General features: G+C 67.0%; 16 protein-coding genes. 10 read left to right on the top strand and 6 right to left on the bottom strand.

All coding sequences use genetic code 11. The features are described 5' to 3' along the window. Positions 1-56: 56 nt before the first annotated feature. A complete protein-coding gene (locus AC5Y6Y_RS15850; RefSeq protein WP_499919040.1) occupies positions 57-812 on the top strand; it encodes a DUF429 domain-containing protein in 756 nt (251 codons plus the stop codon). Here AC5Y6Y_RS15850 and AC5Y6Y_RS15845 read toward each other — a convergent pair. Continuing rightward, positions 766-1431, bottom strand: a complete 666-nt coding sequence (locus AC5Y6Y_RS15845; protein WP_463828431.1) for a TetR/AcrR family transcriptional regulator — start codon at positions 1429-1431, stop codon at positions 766-768. The two genes, AC5Y6Y_RS15850 and AC5Y6Y_RS15845, sit on opposite strands and share 47 nt — an antisense overlap. 55 nt (positions 1432-1486) lie before the next feature. Between AC5Y6Y_RS15845 and AC5Y6Y_RS15840 the strand changes: the two genes are divergently transcribed. The 3 genes from AC5Y6Y_RS15840 to AC5Y6Y_RS15830 all read left to right on the top strand — a co-directional run bounded on the left by AC5Y6Y_RS15840 (position 1487) and on the right by AC5Y6Y_RS15830 (position 6049). Continuing rightward, positions 1487-2398 carry an alpha/beta hydrolase-fold protein gene (locus AC5Y6Y_RS15840; protein WP_499919042.1) on the top strand — a complete coding sequence of 304 codons (912 nt, stop codon included), beginning with the start codon at positions 1487-1489 and terminating at the stop codon, positions 2396-2398. 288 nt (positions 2399-2686) lie between these two features. Beyond that, the gene (locus AC5Y6Y_RS15835; protein WP_499919043.1) at positions 2687-4270 is read left to right on the top strand and encodes a gamma-glutamyltransferase family protein; all 1584 of its coding nucleotides are present in this window, start codon (positions 2687-2689) and stop codon (positions 4268-4270) included. 174 nt (positions 4271-4444) lie between these two features. Continuing rightward, complete coding sequence (locus AC5Y6Y_RS15830; RefSeq protein WP_499919045.1) at positions 4445-6049, top strand: serine/threonine-protein kinase; 1605 nt, start codon at positions 4445-4447, stop codon at positions 6047-6049. A 6-nt stretch (positions 6050-6055) separates the two neighbouring features. On the opposite strand, the gene purD is transcribed toward AC5Y6Y_RS15830, so the two are convergent. The 5 genes from purD to AC5Y6Y_RS15805 all read right to left on the bottom strand — a co-directional run bounded on the left by purD (position 6056) and on the right by AC5Y6Y_RS15805 (position 10946). Further along, positions 6056-7324 (bottom strand): phosphoribosylamine--glycine ligase, encoded by a 1269-nt coding sequence (gene purD / locus AC5Y6Y_RS15825; RefSeq protein ID WP_499919047.1) that lies wholly within the window; start codon positions 7322-7324, stop codon positions 6056-6058. A gap of 87 nt (positions 7325-7411) precedes the next feature. After that, positions 7412-7849 carry a carboxymuconolactone decarboxylase family protein gene (locus AC5Y6Y_RS15820; RefSeq protein WP_463828427.1) on the bottom strand — a complete coding sequence of 146 codons (438 nt, stop codon included), beginning with the start codon at positions 7847-7849 and terminating at the stop codon, positions 7412-7414. After that, positions 7849-8715 carry an NAD(P)-dependent oxidoreductase gene (locus AC5Y6Y_RS15815; protein WP_463828426.1) on the bottom strand — a complete coding sequence of 289 codons (867 nt, stop codon included), beginning with the start codon at positions 8713-8715 and terminating at the stop codon, positions 7849-7851. The genes AC5Y6Y_RS15820 and AC5Y6Y_RS15815 overlap by 1 nt, the downstream gene beginning before the upstream one ends. Further along, positions 8712-9464, bottom strand: coding sequence for an SDR family oxidoreductase (locus AC5Y6Y_RS15810; RefSeq protein ID WP_499919048.1), 753 nt, complete (start codon positions 9462-9464; stop codon positions 8712-8714). The genes AC5Y6Y_RS15815 and AC5Y6Y_RS15810 overlap by 4 nt, the downstream gene beginning before the upstream one ends. A 12-nt stretch (positions 9465-9476) precedes the next feature. Continuing rightward, on the bottom strand, positions 9477-10946 hold the full coding sequence (locus AC5Y6Y_RS15805; protein ID WP_499919050.1) for an aldehyde dehydrogenase: 1470 nt from the start codon (positions 10944-10946) through the stop codon (positions 9477-9479). A gap of 191 nt (positions 10947-11137) precedes the next feature. On the opposite strand from AC5Y6Y_RS15805, the gene AC5Y6Y_RS15800 reads away from it, so the two are divergent. The 6 genes from AC5Y6Y_RS15800 to AC5Y6Y_RS15775 are packed head-to-tail and all read left to right on the top strand — an operon-like array spanning position 11138 to position 15938. Beyond that, on the top strand, positions 11138-11788 hold the full coding sequence (locus tag AC5Y6Y_RS15800; protein WP_463828423.1) for a TetR/AcrR family transcriptional regulator: 651 nt from the start codon (positions 11138-11140) through the stop codon (positions 11786-11788). Further along, positions 11785-13002 carry a cytochrome P450 gene (locus AC5Y6Y_RS15795; protein ID WP_463828422.1) on the top strand — a complete coding sequence of 406 codons (1218 nt, stop codon included), beginning with the start codon at positions 11785-11787 and terminating at the stop codon, positions 13000-13002. The genes AC5Y6Y_RS15800 and AC5Y6Y_RS15795 overlap by 4 nt, the downstream gene beginning before the upstream one ends. After that, a complete protein-coding gene (locus AC5Y6Y_RS15790) occupies positions 13002-13826 on the top strand; it encodes an SDR family oxidoreductase (protein WP_499919051.1) in 825 nt (274 codons plus the stop codon). The genes AC5Y6Y_RS15795 and AC5Y6Y_RS15790 overlap by 1 nt, the downstream gene beginning before the upstream one ends. Beyond that, a complete protein-coding gene (gene cyp51 / locus AC5Y6Y_RS15785) occupies positions 13823-15178 on the top strand; it encodes a lanosterol 14-alpha demethylase (protein WP_463828420.1) in 1356 nt (451 codons plus the stop codon). Before AC5Y6Y_RS15790 ends, cyp51 begins: the two co-directional genes overlap by 4 nt. Positions 15179-15183: 5 nt before the next feature. Next, positions 15184-15393: a ferredoxin Fdx gene (gene fdx, locus AC5Y6Y_RS15780; protein ID WP_463828419.1), complete on the top strand. Its 210-nt coding sequence runs from the start codon at positions 15184-15186 to the stop codon at positions 15391-15393. Further along, positions 15393-15938 carry a Cif family virulence factor gene (locus tag AC5Y6Y_RS15775; protein WP_499919052.1) on the top strand — a complete coding sequence of 182 codons (546 nt, stop codon included), beginning with the start codon at positions 15393-15395 and terminating at the stop codon, positions 15936-15938. Before fdx ends, AC5Y6Y_RS15775 begins: the two co-directional genes overlap by 1 nt. Positions 15939-16038 lie beyond the last annotated feature (100 nt).

Genomic DNA, 16038 nt, shown 5'->3' with positions numbered 1-16038 from the left:
GTTCGAGTAAGCGCCACCCTGAACGCAGCGCCAACGCGTGCTGGTTACCTCTAACCATGTTCTTCGCCGGCGTGGACCTGGCCTGGGCGGGCCGCAACCCGACCGGTGTGGCGGTGCTGGACGACGACGGTGTCCTGCTGAGCGTCGGTGCTGTCCGCGACGACGCGCAGGTGCTGGCGGCGCTGGGGCGCTGCGTTCAGGCCGACTGCCTGGTCGGTTTCGACGCGCCCCTGGTGGTGACCAACCCGACGGGCCAGCGCCCCGCCGAGACCGCACTCAACCGGGATTTCCGCAGGTTCGAGGCGGGTGCGCATCCGGCTAACACCGGAAAGCCGGAGTTCTCCAACGGTCCGCGCGCGGCGCGCCTGGCCGGGGCGCTGCAGCTGGACCTGGATCCGTACTCAACAGCTGCCAGGCGTGCGATCGAGGTCTACCCGCACGCGGCGACGGTGGCGTTGTTTCGGCTGCCGCGGACGCTGAAGTACAAGGCAAAGCCCGGGCGCGACGTCGAGGGTCTGAAGTCCGAACTGCTGCGGCTGATGGACGCCGTCGAGTCGCTGGCGACCGCGCCGGTGCCGCTGCACGTCACCGGCAACGTCGAGTGGACCTCATTGCGACGCGGAGTCATTGCGGCCGAACGCAAAAGCGAACTACGGCGGGCCGAGGATCCGGTGGACGCCGTCGTCTGTGCCTATGTGGCGTTGTATGCCAGCCGGCGCCCGGCCGACATCACCATCTACGGGGACGCGGCCACCGGGCACATTGTTACGCCGTCGCTACCGGCGGATTTGGCTCCGGGGCCGCGAGGCTGATCCGCACCGGCGGCTGGTCGACCGGTGCGAGCACGTCGATCAGGTCGATCACCGTCGCCGATGCCGCCGCTCGCGGGTCGCGACCCTCGACCAGCGCGGAGACCACCGACCCGTCGACCGCACAGATCAACGTGCACACCAGCTCGATCTGCACCGACCGGCCGGACCGCTCGATTGCTTCGGCGACCGCCTCAGCGCGCTGCCGCAGGCTGCGGCGCATGCTTTCCCGCAGCGCGGGCAGGCGGGTGCAGGCGATATGACGCTCGTACCGGGAAATCAGCTGCTCCGCGAGTCCCGGGCCGGACACATCACCCACCAACAGGTCAACCAGCACTTCGGCGGTGGTCTCGGGCCCCCGGCGGCGCCGCGACAGGGCGTTGACCCTGGCGCGCAGTTGCGCCACCTCGATCATCCCGATGTGTTCGACCGCGCGGGCGATCAAATCATCCAGCGAGGAGAAGTAGTAAGTGGTCGACGCCAACGGCAGGCCCGCCCGCCGGGCGACGGCCCGGTGACGTACCGCTTCGAACCCGCCCTCGCCGAGCAGCTCGGCGGCAGCGCTCACCAGCGCGTACCGCCGACGTTCTCCTTTTGGAGTAACTGCTGCTGTCACGTCCACCCATGCTGCCAGTCAAAGTGGTACTGCATTGCCATTTTCGCGAAACGGACATGGCATGATGGCCCGCATGCCTGACATCAGCCGTCGGACCGTGTTGGGCCTCGGCGTCAGCGCGGTAGGCGGCGCAGTCGGCGCATATGCGTTCGACATGCTGTTTCAGGCTGGTGAGTCCGCGGCTGCACCGATCGCCCAGACTGGGACAAACGTTCCATTGGCCCCGGCACGGCCGCTGGATCCGGCGCCGTCCGGACAGGTGGCTCCGACGATGACGACCGGGTCGTTCGTGTCGGCCGCGCGCGGTGGGGTGTCCACGAATTGGGCGATCGCCCGGCCGCCGGGCCAGACCAAGCCGCTGCGGCCGATCATCGCTTTGCACGGCAAGGGCAATGACGCCGCCACGGTGATGGCCGGAGGCGTCGAGCAGGGCGTGGCGCAGGCGGTCAACGCCGGCCTGCCGCCGTTTGCGGTGGTCGCGGTCGACGGCGGCGGTGGCTACTGGCACAAGCGGGCCTCCGGCGAGGATGCCGGGGCGATGGTCCTCAACGAGCTGATGCCGATTCTGGACGCGCAGGGACTGGACACCTCGCGGGTGGGATTCCTGGGGTGGTCCATGGGCGGCTACGGCGCGCTGTTGCTCGGCGGGCGATTGGGAGCGGGGCGCACCGCGGCGATTTGTGCGGTGAGCCCGGCCTTATGGACCTCGCCGGGGGCGGCCGCGCCGGGCGCGTTCGACGGACCCGAGGATTACGCGGCCAATTCGGTGTGGGGCATGCCGGCGCTGGCGTCGATCCCGATCCGGATCGACTGCGGCGACAGCGACCCGTTCTATGCTGCGACCAAGCAGTTCATCGCCCAGTTGCCCAACCCGCCGGCAGGCGGTTTCTCGCCGGGCGGGCACAACGGCGGATTCTGGAGCTCGCAGTTGCCGGCCGAATTGACGTGGATGGCGCCGCTGCTGACGGCGTAATGGGCTGGGTACGCCGCGGGCTACCTGACTGACTCTTTTGTCTGTCACGCCAGCGTGGCACTCGACGGCGAACGCCACGCCAGCGTGACACTCGACGGCGCCACCCTCGCCGATCGCCCAGCCGTCACGCCAGCGTGACACTCGGCGGTGCATGCCACGCCAGCGTGACGCTCGGCGGCGCCACCCTCGCCGATCGCCCAGCCGTCACGCCAGCGTGACACTCGGCGGTGAATGCCACGCCAGCGTGACGCTCGCGGCGCTACGCTCGGCGGCGCTACGCTCGCGATCGTGAACGCGCCGTTCGGGTGGGATTTCCCGTATACCTGGCCACGCATGCCGATCCTGGCCGCCAACGCGGTGTGCACGTCGCAACCGCTGGCCGCTCAGGCCGGGCTGCGAATGCTTGCCGACGGCGGCAATGCCGTCGACGCGGCGATCGCCGCCGCCGTCACGCTCACGATCGTCGAACCGGTGTCCAACGGCATCGGATCGGACGCGTTCGCCATCGTGTGGGACGGCAAAGAACTGCACGGACTCAACGCGTCGGGTCGCTCCCCAGCCGCCTGGACACCGGAATACTTTGCCGGACAACCAGTTCCAGCGCTGGGCTGGAACGCGGTGACGGTACCCGGGGCGGTGTCAGCCTGGGCCGAACTGCACGCCAGGTTCGGCAAGCTGCCCTTCGAGCGGCTCTTCGCACCAGCTATCGGATACGGCCGCAACGGTTTTCCGGTCTCGCCAACTGTCGCGGCGCAGTGGGCTGCCCAGGTGCCACTGTTCGCACTCCAACCCGGCTTCGCCGACGCCTTCATGCCCGACGGACGCGCACCACGGCCCGGGGAATTGTTCAGCTTCCCCGATCACGCGGCCACGCTGGAGAAGATCGCCGCGACCCACGGCGAGGCTTTCTACCGCGGCGAACTGGCGGAGCAATTGGAGGCGCACTCCAGGGCCCATGGCGGAGCGATGCTGGCCGGCGACCTTGCCGCACACCAAGCCGACTGGGTCGGCACCATCAGCGGCCACTACCGCGGCTACACCGTCCACGAGATACCCCCTAACGGCCAGGGTATCGTCGCGCTCATCGCACTGGGCATCCTCGAGCACTTCGACATGTCCAGCCTGCCAGTCGATTCCGCGGATAGCGTGCACCTGCAGATCGAAGCGCTCAAACTCGCGTTCGCGGATGCGCTGGCGTACATCGCCGACGTCGACCACATGGGAGTGCGCCCGGACCAACTCCTGGACCGCAACTACCTGCAGGCGCGCGCGGCCTTGATCGATCCGAACCGCGCCCAGCCGGCCGGCGCCGGGACGCCCCGCGGCGGCACGGTGTATCTGACTGCCGCGGACGCCTCCGGAATGATGGTCTCGATGATCCAGTCCAACTACATGGGCTTCGGCTCCGGAGTGGTGGTACCGGGCACCGGGATAGCGTTGCAGAACCGCGGGTTCGATTTCGTTGCAACGCAAGGACATCCGAACTATGTCGGCCCCCGCAAGCGTCCCTACCACACGATCATCCCGGGCTTCGTCACCAAGGACGGCGCACCGGTGCTGAGCTTCGGGGTGATGGGCGGACCGATGCAACCGCAGGGTCACGTGCAGGTGTTGGTCCGTATCGCCGACTATGGACAGAACCCGCAAGCGGCCTGTGACGGCCCCCGGTTCCGTTGGGTGCAGGGACTACAGGTCAGCTGCGAGCGGGGGTTCGCGTCCTCGACGCTCGACGAGCTGCGCCGGCGCGGACACGACCTGCTCGCGGTGGACGACTACAACTCGTTCGGCAGTTGTCAGGCGATCTGGCGGCTGGACGACGGTTATCTCGCGGTCAGCGATCCGCGGCGGGACGGGCAGGCCGCGGCGTTCTGACGGCACCTTTGCCGCATACTGCGGCGGCAGCTGGCCTCTGGTTGAATTCATAGGTGAACAAAAGGTGAACTGGGAGTGGCTCGGTAGTAAATCTAAAATGAAGGCCATACACTACTCGCAGGCCAGCAACGAGGCTGGCCCATGTCTATCGCAGGAGACTGTTCCATGGTTGGGATGGCTGACATGGTCCCCGGCAGCGGATTGGCCGACGGCACCGAGTTTGCTGGCTATACGATTGTCCGGTTCCTGGGCGCCGGTGGAATGGGAGAGGTTTACCTCGCCCAGCATCCTCGGTTGCCGCGACTCGAGGCGCTCAAGATCTTGGGTAGTGCTGTTTCCGCGGACGACGACTACCGACAGCGGTTCATCAGGGAAGCCGACCTGGCGGCCGGCCTGTGGCATCCGAACATCGTGCGCGTCAACGACCGCGGCGAATGCGAGGGCCAACTGTGGCTCGCCATGGATTTCGTCGACGGCACCGACGCCGCGACCCTGGTACGGGACCACTACCCGGTCGGCATGCCGGCAGATCAGGTGTTGCCGATCCTGGAAGCCATCGCCCGCGCCCTCGACTACGCCCATGAACACCACGACGTGATGCACCGTGATGTCAGCCCGGCCAACATCCTGTTGGCCAAACCCGACAGCGGCGATCAGCGAACCCTGTTGAGCGACTTCGGAATTGCCCGTACCGTCGGCGACACCAGCGGCCTGACCGCGACCAACATGACCATCGGCACCTTCCCCTATGCCGCACCCGAGCAGTTGACGGACGAACCCATCGACGGACGCGCCGACCAGTACGCTCTGGCGGCCACCGTCTACCATTTGCTGACCGGGTCGCCGCTGTTCCCGCACACCAATCCGGCCGTGGTGATCAGCCGCCACCTGAGCTCGCCACCTCCGAAACTGGCGGAGACCCACCCGATGCTCAGGGTGTTCGACCCGGTGCTCGCGGTGGCTCTCGCGAAGGATCCGGCCGATCGATTCGCCCGGTGCTCGGAGTTCGCCGAGGCGTTCGCGCGGGCCGCGCGCACCAGAAGGCACCCGGGCACCGCGGCGTCGACCATGCCCCGACCGCTGGCGATCCGGCCGGCCAGGAGCACTGCGGCGTCGTCTGCCGCCGCACCGACCGACCAGTCGCGACGCCGATGGGCGGCGGTGGCGGCGGCATTCGCGGTGATCGGGCTGACCGCCGTGGGTGCCAGCGGCTACCCGGGCACTGCTCCGACCACCGCGGCGAAGGATGCGCCACCGGCCGCACCGGTGCAGGGACTGCCGCAAGCAGCTCCGGCTGCACCACCATCAGCGGCTCCGGTACCGAATGGGGCTGCGCCTGCGGCACTCCCGTCGCCTGCGGCACCGCCGTCGCCCGCCCCCGCCGCAGCGCCGAGCACACCCGCCGCGCCGCCGCGACCGCCGGTTGCGCAGGTACCCGCGGCCGCGCCACGGCTGCCGGCTTCGCCCGCACCTGCGCCTGCGTCCAAAGCACCGGCGCCGGCCCCGCAACCAGTTGCGGCACCCGCCCCGCAGCAACCGCCCCCCGGCCCCGACCAGACCTACCTCGATCTCGTATCGGGGATCCCGGGCGTCACCGTCACCGACCCGTCAGTCGCGGTCGCCAGTGGCCGCAACCTGTGCACGGTGCTGCAGAACGGCGTCAGCCCCGGTGAGGCCGCCAACGCGACAGTGAACAGCAACGAGGGAATCACCCCTTCGCAAGCCGCTGCCGGCGTCAACGCCGCGATCACCGTGTACTGCCCGCAGTACCAGCGCTAGGACGGCTCAGACGTTGATCTTTCCCTCGGCCGCTCGCTGGCCGATGTCGGTCCGAAAATGACTGCCGGGCAACTTGACTGAGGCGAGGATCCGGTACGCGTGGGTACGGGCTTCGGCGAGATCGGCGCCGGTCCCCACCACCGAGAGCACCCGGCCGCCGGAGGAGACGATCGTCCCGTCGGCGCGTCGCGCGGTTCCGGCGTGCAGCACACCGTCGGCTTCCGAGCCGACGACGACGTCACCGACCCGCGGGCGCCCCGGATAGTTCTCGGCGGCCAGCACCACCGTCACGGCCGCACCGTCGCGCCACCGCAACTCGCCGAAATCGGCCAGCTTGCCACTGCCCGCGGCGTACAGCAGCTGTCCGAGCGGGGATTCCAGCAATGCCAGCACCGCCTGGGTCTCCGGATCGCCGAAGCGGCAGTTGAATTCGACGACCGCCGGGCCGTTGGAGGTGATCGCCAGGCCGGCATAGAGCAGCCCGGTGAACGGGCTGCCACGCCGAACCATTTCGGCCGCAACGGGTTCGACGATCTGATGGACGATCTCGCGGTAGATGCCGTCGGGCAGCCAGGCCAGCGGCGAATAAGCGCCCATGCCGCCGGTATTGGGGCCGGTGTCCCCGTCACCGACCCGCTTGAAATCCTGCGCCGGCAACAGCGGCACCACGGTCGCGCCGTCGACCACGCAGAACAACGACACCTCGGGACCGTCCAGGAAGGACTCGAGCAACACCGGGTGCCCGGCCTCCAGCAGACCGGCGGCGTGCGCGCGGGCGGCGGTGCGGTCCGGCGTCACCACCACCCCCTTGCCGGCTGCCAGGGAATCGTCCTTGACGACCCAGGCGGGGTCGCCCGCCGGAGGGCCGAACCGGTCCAGCGCTGCGTCCAAATGTGCCGGGTTGTCGACAATTTCGCTGGCGGCGGTGCGCACTCCGGCCGCTGCCATCACGTCCTTGGCAAACGCTTTGGAGCCCTCGATCAGGGCTGCGCCCTTGCTGGGCCCGAAGCAGGTGATGCCGGCGGCGCGTACAGCGTCGGCCACGCCGAGCACCAGCGGCACCTCGGGACCGATGACCACCAGGTCGGCCGCCACCTTGCGGGCCAGCGCGATGACGTCGTCACCGGAGGTGATGTCGACGTCGTGCTGCTCGGCCAGCCGGGCGGTGCCGGCGTTGCCGGGCGCGACGAACAAGCCGGTGACTTGCGGGTCTCTGCTGAGCGACAGCAGTAGGGCGTGTTCACGGGCACCGGAACCGATCACCAGGATGCGCACGACACGTCACACTAGCCTGCCCGCGAGCAGACGGAGAATCGCACAAAGTGGCCGTGTCCGGTGCGATTGTGTGTCTGCTCGGCGGGGTCAGTCGCGCTCGCCGCCGGAGTGCATCTTCAGCGCTCCCTCGACGTTGGCCTTCTTGTCCTCCCCGGCGCCCTTGGCCGCTGCCTTCTTGCGTCGCCGCACCACCGTGTCGACTGCCCCATTGAGCGCCGAACCCAGCGGAAAGCCCAGGTAGTGGGTGAGAAAGACCGCCATCTCTTTGAGTTCGGTCTCGGTGAGTTCCTCGTTGAGCAGCGCGGCGTTGATCTGGATCTCGGCCAGGTCGCGGCTGCCCACCGCGGTGACCGCCGTGAGCGTCATGATGCGCTTGTCGCGCATCGACAGACCCGGCCTGGTCCAGATCGAGCCGAACAGGTGGTCGACGGTCAGGTCGAAATAGGGGTCGCCCTCGATGTCGGGCATCTCCCAGCCGTAGACCTCGTTCATCTTCTCCAGGCCCTTACGGCGCTGTTCGTCCATCACGACTCTTTCTCTATGTGCGGAACCCCCAGGTTGGCCGCCAGCAACTCGCGCGCCAACCGTGCGATAGGCATGTCGACCGAGAGAGCGTTGCCCAGTTCCAGCACCAAACCCAGGTCCTTCTCGCCCAACCCCACGGTGTGCTGGAACGGCTGGTAGAGGAAGTGGTCGGGCGCAAGGTCTTTGGCATCGCTGCGATACATGATGGCGCCGGCGCCGCCGGTGAGGGCGTCGCTGTGCCGCACCACGTTGCCGAGCGCCATCAGGTCGATGCCGGCCTCGTCGGCCAGCCGCTGCGCCTCGCCGACCGCGGCGTAGCCGACGAAGGTCAGCATGTTGCGTGCCAACTTCATGGCCGTACCCGCACCCGGCTTCCCGGCGTGCACCACCACCGAAGCCCACCGGGAGAACGGTTCCTTGACGCGCTGGAACGTCTCGTCCTCAGCACCCACCATGACGGCCAGCTCGCCCTTGGCTGCCGCTGCCGCGCCCCCGCTGACCGGGGCGTCGACGATGTGAATTCCCCGCGGTTCGAGCTCGCGTGCCAGTTCGGCGGCCGTGGTGTGACCGATCGTGGAATGAATCGCGATGATGGTGCCGGGCTTTGCCCGCGAAGCCAATCCGCCGTCGCCGGTGATGACGTCACGGACCTGCTCGTCGTTGAGCACGGTGACGCTGATGATGTCGGCGTCGGCAACTTCGGCGACACTGGTGGCCGCGGTGGCGCCGCCTTCGACGAACGGGACCATCGCCTCGTCGCGTACGTCGAAAACCGTGAGTCCGCCGGGCCATTCGAGATACCGCTGGGCCATCGGCGCACCCTGATTGCCCAGCCCGATGTAGCCGAGTTTCACGTGCTCGCTCATGGCCGGAAGATCTGTCCGCCGTCGACATTGAAGATCTGGCCGGTGATCCAGGAAGCCTGGTCGCTGAGCAGGAACAGACACATGCCGACCAGGTCATCCGGCGTACCCATGCGCGACAACGGAAGTCCCTTGACGATGTCGTCGACGATCTCCTTGGGCGTGGTGGTGCGGTTCGCCTCGGTGTCGATGGGGCCGGGTGCGATCGCGTTGATCCGGATGTTCTGTCCGCCCAGTTCCCGCGAAAGTTGTTGCGTCAGACCGTTGATACCGACCTTGGCCAGACCGTAGAAGTTCGCGTACAGGTACGCCGCGGTGGACGACTGGTTCACGATCGCCCCACCGCCGCGCTTCGCCATCTTCTTGTACACCGCGCGCGTGCACCACAGCGCGCCATCGAGGTTCACGCTCATGAACCTCTTGTAGTACTCGGGGTCGACCGTGAGCAGGAAGTCGAGCTTCATGCCGCCGAAGATCGCCGCATTGTTGACCAGATAGTCGATGGCACCCAACTCGGCCAGTGTGCGGTCGGCCATCGCCTTGGCGGAAGCGGGATCCGACACGTCGACCGGAATGCTGATGGCCGTGCCGCCGTCGGCGGTGATCTGCTTGGCCACCCCCGCGGCGGCCTCGGCGTTGATATCGGCCACCACCACGGCCGCGCCCTCCCGAGCAAGCGCCTCGGCGTATGCCTGCCCGATGCCGCCACCGGACCCGGTGACGATCGCGACCTTGTTCTCGAACTGTCCCACCCGGGTCTCCTGTCAATTCGCGGCTGTTGCAATAAGTTTGGTTTCGAGGTATTCCTCGAATCCGGCTAGGCCCATCTCGCGGCCGTTCCCGGACTGCTTGTACCCGCCGAACGGCGCATCGGCGGAGTACCAGACGCCGCCGTTGACGTTGATGGTGCCGGCCCTGATCCGCGACGCCACGCCCGCGGCTCGGTCCGGGTCGGCTCCATACACGGTGCCGGACAGGCCATATGGGGAATCGTTGGCGATGCGGACAGCGTCGTCGTCCCCGTCGTGCGCGATCACGGTGAGCACCGGCCCAAAGATCTCCTCCCGTGAGACGCGGGCATTGTTGTCCAGGCCGGCGATGACGGTCGGTGCGATGAAGAATCCGACATCCCGTCCCTCCGGACGGCCGCCCCCGCAGGCGAACGTACCCCCTTCGGCGACCGCGGAGTCGAGGTAACCCTGCACCCGGTCCCGCTGGCGCGCCGAAATCAACGGTCCGCAAATCGTTTTCGGGTTCGCCGGGTCGCCGGCCCGGATACCGCTCATGGTGGCGGCGGCGATGGCGACCGCCTCGTCATACCGGGCCCGGGGCACCACCAACCGGGTGGTGATGGCACAACCCTGCCCGGCGTGCATGCACACCGAGAAACCCGCCACCCCGGCGGCTGCGCCCAGGTCGGCATCGTCGAGTACCACGAACGCGGATTTACCACCCAGCTCCAGGAACACCTTCTTGATGGTCGCCGCGCCGTCGCTCATCACACTGCGGCCGGTGGCGGTGGACCCGGTGAACGAAATCATGTCCACCCGTGAGTCTTTGGCGAGCATGGCCCCGACGCTGTGGTCGCTGGAGGTGACGATGTTGACCACGCCGGGCGGAAAATCGGTGTGCTCGGCGATGAGTTCGCCCAGCACGGCCGCGCACCACGGCGTATCGGGTGCGGGCTTGAGGATGACGGTGTTGCCCGCGGCCAGGGCGGGACCCAGCTTGGCGAGGTTGATCTGGTGCGGGAAGTTCCAGGGCGTGATGGCGCCGACGACGCCGACCGCCTCACGAGCGATCGTGCGCCGGGTGGGAATGCCCATCGGGGCGGCCTGGCCGAGATCCTGGTTCCACTCATAGGATTCGGCGGTGTCTGCGGCGAACGCCAGGTCGTTGACCGGTCCCTCGAGTTGCGCCATGGAGGTGAGCATGCGCGGTGCGCCGACCTCGGAAATCGTCAACTCCCGCAGTTCTTCGACGTGCTGCTGCATCGCTTCGCGCAGCTGCCGGATGCAGCGCACGCGCAGTTCGGTGTTGCGCGACCAGTCGGTGTCATCGAACGCCCGGCGCGCGGCTTCGATCGCGCGGCCCATGTCCTGCGCATCGGCATCGGCCGCGACGCCCAACACCTCCTCGGTGGCCGGGTTGACGGTCGGGAAAGTGCCTGCGCCGCCGTCACACGCCTTGCCGTCGATGAATAGTGCGCTTGCGCCGTCGGCCAACAGGGCCATCGATAGTCTCCCGAAACTCAGTTGAATGGACAGCTGTCCGATAACTCTGCCAGGAACCATAACTCCCGACTCCCTACCGGTGCAAGAGCCGATCCCGCAGGTCAGCCGGATAGCCCCGGACAACCGACGCTGACGTGCCGGTTTATTGTCGGGGCTTGCTTCCGGCCACGCCCATCCACTAGTTTGGACATGTGTCCAGCGATGCACTGGTGTCGGCACCCGGCCCGGCCCAGCAAACGGCCGGGAGAATGCCGCGGAACCGGCGCCAGGAAGAGACGTTCCGCAAGGTGCTGGCCGCCGGGATGGCAACCATGCGGGAGAACTCCTACGCCGACCTGACCGTGCGCATGGTGGCGGCCCGGGCCAAGGTGGCTCCGGCCACTGCTTACACCTACTTCTCGTCGAAGAACCACCTGATCGCCGAGGTCTATCTCGATCTGGTGCGCCAGGTCCCCTACTTCACCGATGTCAACGAACCCATGCGCACCCGCGTCGACAAGGCACTGCGCCATCTGGCGTTGGTGGTCGCCGACGAGCCCGAAGTCGGGGCTGCGTGCACGGCGGCCCTACTCGGCGGAAATGCGGATGGCGCGGTGCGCGCCGCCCGCGACCGAATCGGTGCGGAGATCCACCGGCGGATCGCCTCGGCGATCGGGCCGGGCGCCGAGGCCGACACCGTGGCCGCGCTGCAGATGGCATTCTTCGGCGCTCTGGTGCAGGCCGGCAGCGGGGAGTTCACCTATCACGAGATCGCCGACCGGTTGGGCGGCGTGGTGAACCTGATCCTCACCGGCGCCGAACGATCAACCAGCCCAGGTACTCCCGAAAGCGGTAAGGCATGACTGTTGGTGTCAACGACCCCGAACTGATCCTGGATCCCTACGACTACGACTTCCACGAAGATCCGTACCCCTACTACCGGCGACTGCGTGACGAGGCGCCGCTCTACCACAATGAGGAACTCGGCTTCTGGGCCTTATCGCGGCACAGCGACGTGCATCAGGGATTCCGTAACAGCACCACCCTGTCCAATCGCGACGGCGTGGCACTCGACCCGATTTCCCGCGGCCCACATGCGTCCAAGACGATGTCGTTCCTCGCGATGGACGATCCCGCGCACCTGCGGTTGCGCACGCTGGTCTCGAAAGGCTTCACGCCGCGCCGGATTCGCGAACTCGAACCACGGGTCACCGAGCTGGCCGGGCAGCATCTCGACGTGATGCTGGACAAGGCCGATCGCGGCACCGTCGACTACGTCGCCGAATTCGCCGGCAAACTGCCGATGGACGTGATCTCGGAGCTGATGGGTGTGCCCGAGCCCGACCGCGACCGCATCCGCGCCATGGCCGACGGTGTGATGCACCGCGAGGACGGCGTGAACGACGTTCCGGCATCGGCGATCGAGGCCTCGATCAACCTCATCGTCTACTACCAGGAGATGATCGCCGAGCGTCGTAAGAAGCTCACCGACGACCTCACCTCGGCGCTGCTGCAAGCCGAGATCGACGGCGACCGGCTCACCGACGAGGAAGTCCTCGGTTTCATGTTCCTGATGGTGATCGCCGGCAACGAGACCACCACCAAACTGCTTGCCAACGCCGCGTTCTGGGGTCACCGCAATCCCGACCAGCTGACCCCGGTGTACGCCGACCTGTCCCGGATACCGCTGTGGGTCGAGGAAACCCTGCGCTATGACACCTCCAGCCAGATCCTGGCCCGCGTCGTATCCGGCCCGCTCACCCTCTACGACACGACCATTCCGGAGAACGACGTGCTGCTGCTGCTGCCCGGCTCGGGGCACCGCGACGAGCGGGTCTTCGACAACCCCGACGATTACCTGATCGGACGCGAGATCGGCTCCAAGCTACTGAGTTTCGGCAGTGGCGCGCACTTCTGCCTGGGCGCGCATCTGGCCCGGATGGAAGCCCGCGTTGCGCTCACCGAACTGTTCAAGCGAATCCGCGGATACGAAGTCGACGAAGCCAACTCCGTCCGCGTGCACTCCAGCAATGTCCGCGGCTTCGCGCAGCTGCCGATGTCCGTGGAGGTCGCCTGATGCCCCGCTTCGATCCGCTACCCGCCCGTCGACCTGCGATCGTCGCCGGCGCCTCCTCCGGCATCGGAGAAGCTACCGCGATCGAACTTGCGGCGCACGGCTTTCCGGTCGCCCTGGGAGCGCGCAGGGTAGACAAACTGAACGACATCGTCGGCAAGATCAACGCCGCGGGTGGTGAGGCGGTCGGCTTCCACCTGGATGTCACCGACCCGAATTCGGTGAAAACCTTTGTCGCACAGTCGGTCGATGCCCTCGGCGACATCGAGGTACTGGTCGCCGGTGCGGGTGACACGTACTTCGGCAAGCTGGCCGAGATCACTACCGACGAGTTCGAGTCGCAGCTACAGATTCATCTCGTCGGCGCCAACCGGCTGGCCGCCGCGGTGCTGCCCGGCATGCTCGACCGCCAGCGCGGCGACCTGATCTTCGTCGGCTCTGATGTGGCCCTACGGCAACGGCCGCACATGGGCGCCTACGGGGCGGCGAAGGCCGCGTTGGTCGCGATGGTCACCAATTTCCAGATGGAACTCGAGGGCACCGGGGTGCGGGCCTCGATCGTGCACCCCGGCCCGACGAAGACGTCGATGGGCTGGAGCCTGCCCGCCGAGAAGATCGGCCCCGCCCTGGAGGACTGGGCCAAATGGGGTCAGGCCCGGCACGACTACTTCCTGCGGGCAGCCGATCTGGCGCGGGCGATCACCTTCGTCGCCGAGACGCCGCGCGGTGGCTTCGTCGCGAACATGGAGCTCCAGCCCGAGGCGCCGCTGGCCGCCACCACAGAACGCCAGAAGCTCGCGCTCGGCGAAGAAGGGATGCCGAAATGACGACAGCAGTGGTTCCCCGGGTCTCCGGCGGTGAAGAGGAACACGGCCACCTCGAAGAATTCCGCACCGACCCGATCGGGCTGATGAAGCGCATCCGCGAGGAGTGCGGTGACGTCGGCTGGTTCCAACTCGTCGACAAGCACGTCATCTTCCTGTCCGGCGCGGAGGCCAACGAGTTCTTCTTCCGTTCTGCCGACGAGGAATTGGACCAGGCCGAGGCCTACCCGTTCATGACGCCGATCTTCGGCAAGGGGGTGGTGTTCGACGCCAGCCCCGAGCGGCGGAAGGAGATGCTGCACAACTCCGCGCTGCGGGGCGAGCAGATGAAGGGTCACGCCGCCACCATCGAAGGCGAAGTCAAGAAGATGATCGCCGACTGGGGCGACGAAGGTGAAATAGAACTGCTGGACTTCTTCGCGGAGTTGACCATCTACACCTCGACGGCGTGTCTGATCGGCCTGAAGTTCCGCGAGCAGCTCGATCACCGGTTCGCCGAGTACTACCACGATCTGGAACGCGGCACCGACCCGCTGTGCTACGTCGATCCTTACCTGCCGATCGAGAGCTTCCAACGTCGCGACCAGGCCCGCAAAGACCTGGTGGCGCTGGTGCAGGAGATCATGAACCAGCGGTTGGCCAACCCGCCCAAGGACAAGAGCGACCGCGACATGCTCGACGTGCTGGTGTCGATCAAGGACGAGGAGGGCAATCCACGGTTCTCCGCCGACGAGGTCACCGGGATGTTCATCTCGCTGATGTTCGCCGGGCACCACACCAGCTCCGGCACCTCCGCCTGGACGCTGATCGAGTTGATCCGCCACGCCGACGTCTACGCCGAGGTGCTGGCCGAGCTCGAGGAACTCTACGCCGACGGCCAGGAAGTGAGTTTCCATGCGCTGCGCCAGATTCCGAAGCTGGACAACGTGGTCAAGGAGACCCTGCGCCTGCATCCCCCGTTGATCATCCTGATGCGGGTCGCCAAGGGCGAGTTCGAGGTGCAGGGATTCCCGATCCACGACGGCGATTTCGTCGCCGCGTCCCCGGCGATCTCCAACCGGATCCCGCAGGACTTTCCCGATCCCGACGCCTTCAAGCCGGACCGCTACAACAAACCCGAACAGGCCGACATGGCCAACCGGTGGACCTGGATTCCCTTCGGTGCGGGCCGGCATCGCTGCGTCGGCGCCGCGTTCGCGCAGATGCAGATCAAGGCGATCTTCTCGGTTCTGTTGCGCGAGTACGAGTTCGAGATGGCCCAGCCCGCCGACAGCTACCACAACGACCATTCCAAGATGGTCGTGCAGCTGGCCCGGCCGGCCAGGGTCCGCTACCGCAAGCGCGCCCGGGGCTGACCCCGATGGGCTCATTCAGGATCGACGTCGATCTGGACTTGTGCCAGGGCCACGCCATGTGCGAACTCGAGGCGCCGGACTACTTCCGGGTGCCCAAACGCGGCAAGGTCGAGATCCTGGACAACGAACCCCCGGAAGACGCCCGCGACGAAGTCGAACGCGCGGTCGAAATGTGCCCTACCCAAGCACTATTCATCACAGAGAAGGAAGACTGATGGCCGCACATCCCCGCGAGGTACTGGAAGACTGGGTCGAGCGCTGGCTGGAGGCCAACCGGGTGGCCGAGCGTGCAGGCGACTGGAAACCGTTGGCCGACTTCTACGCCGACGACGCCACCTACGGCTGGAACATCGGACCCAAAGAAGACGTGATGTGCGTCGGCGTCAACGAGATCCGCGACATCGCACTGGGCCTGGAGATGGAGGGCCTGGAGAACTGGCAGTACCCATACCAGAAGGTGCTGATCGACGACAAGCAGGGCGAGATCGTCGGTTTCTGGAAGCAGATCGCGACCGATTCGGACGGCACCACGTCGGAGATCTACGGCATCGGCGGCAGCTGGTTCCGGCTCGACGCCGACGCCAAGATCGAATGGCAGCGCGACTTCTTCGACTTCGGCCACGTGCAGGCGTTGTACCTGGATTTGATGAAGGCCGGCAAATTGTCACCTGGCATGCAGAAGCGGATCGAGCGCAGCCTGGCCGGGGAGCAGCTGCCGGGTTACTACCCGCTGGGTAAGGCGCCCTCCCCGATCTGGTGAAAGCCCTGCCAGGGGTGGCCGCGGGCACCCAACCAAGCATTTGTTTTGTTGCACGCGCTATGCTGACCGTCAGGGGTGCCCGTGTGGCACTCGTCACCCA

Source organism: Mycobacterium sp. NGS24 (genome assembly GCF_059813065.1).
This window is presented reverse-complemented; position numbering and strand designations above follow the sequence as displayed.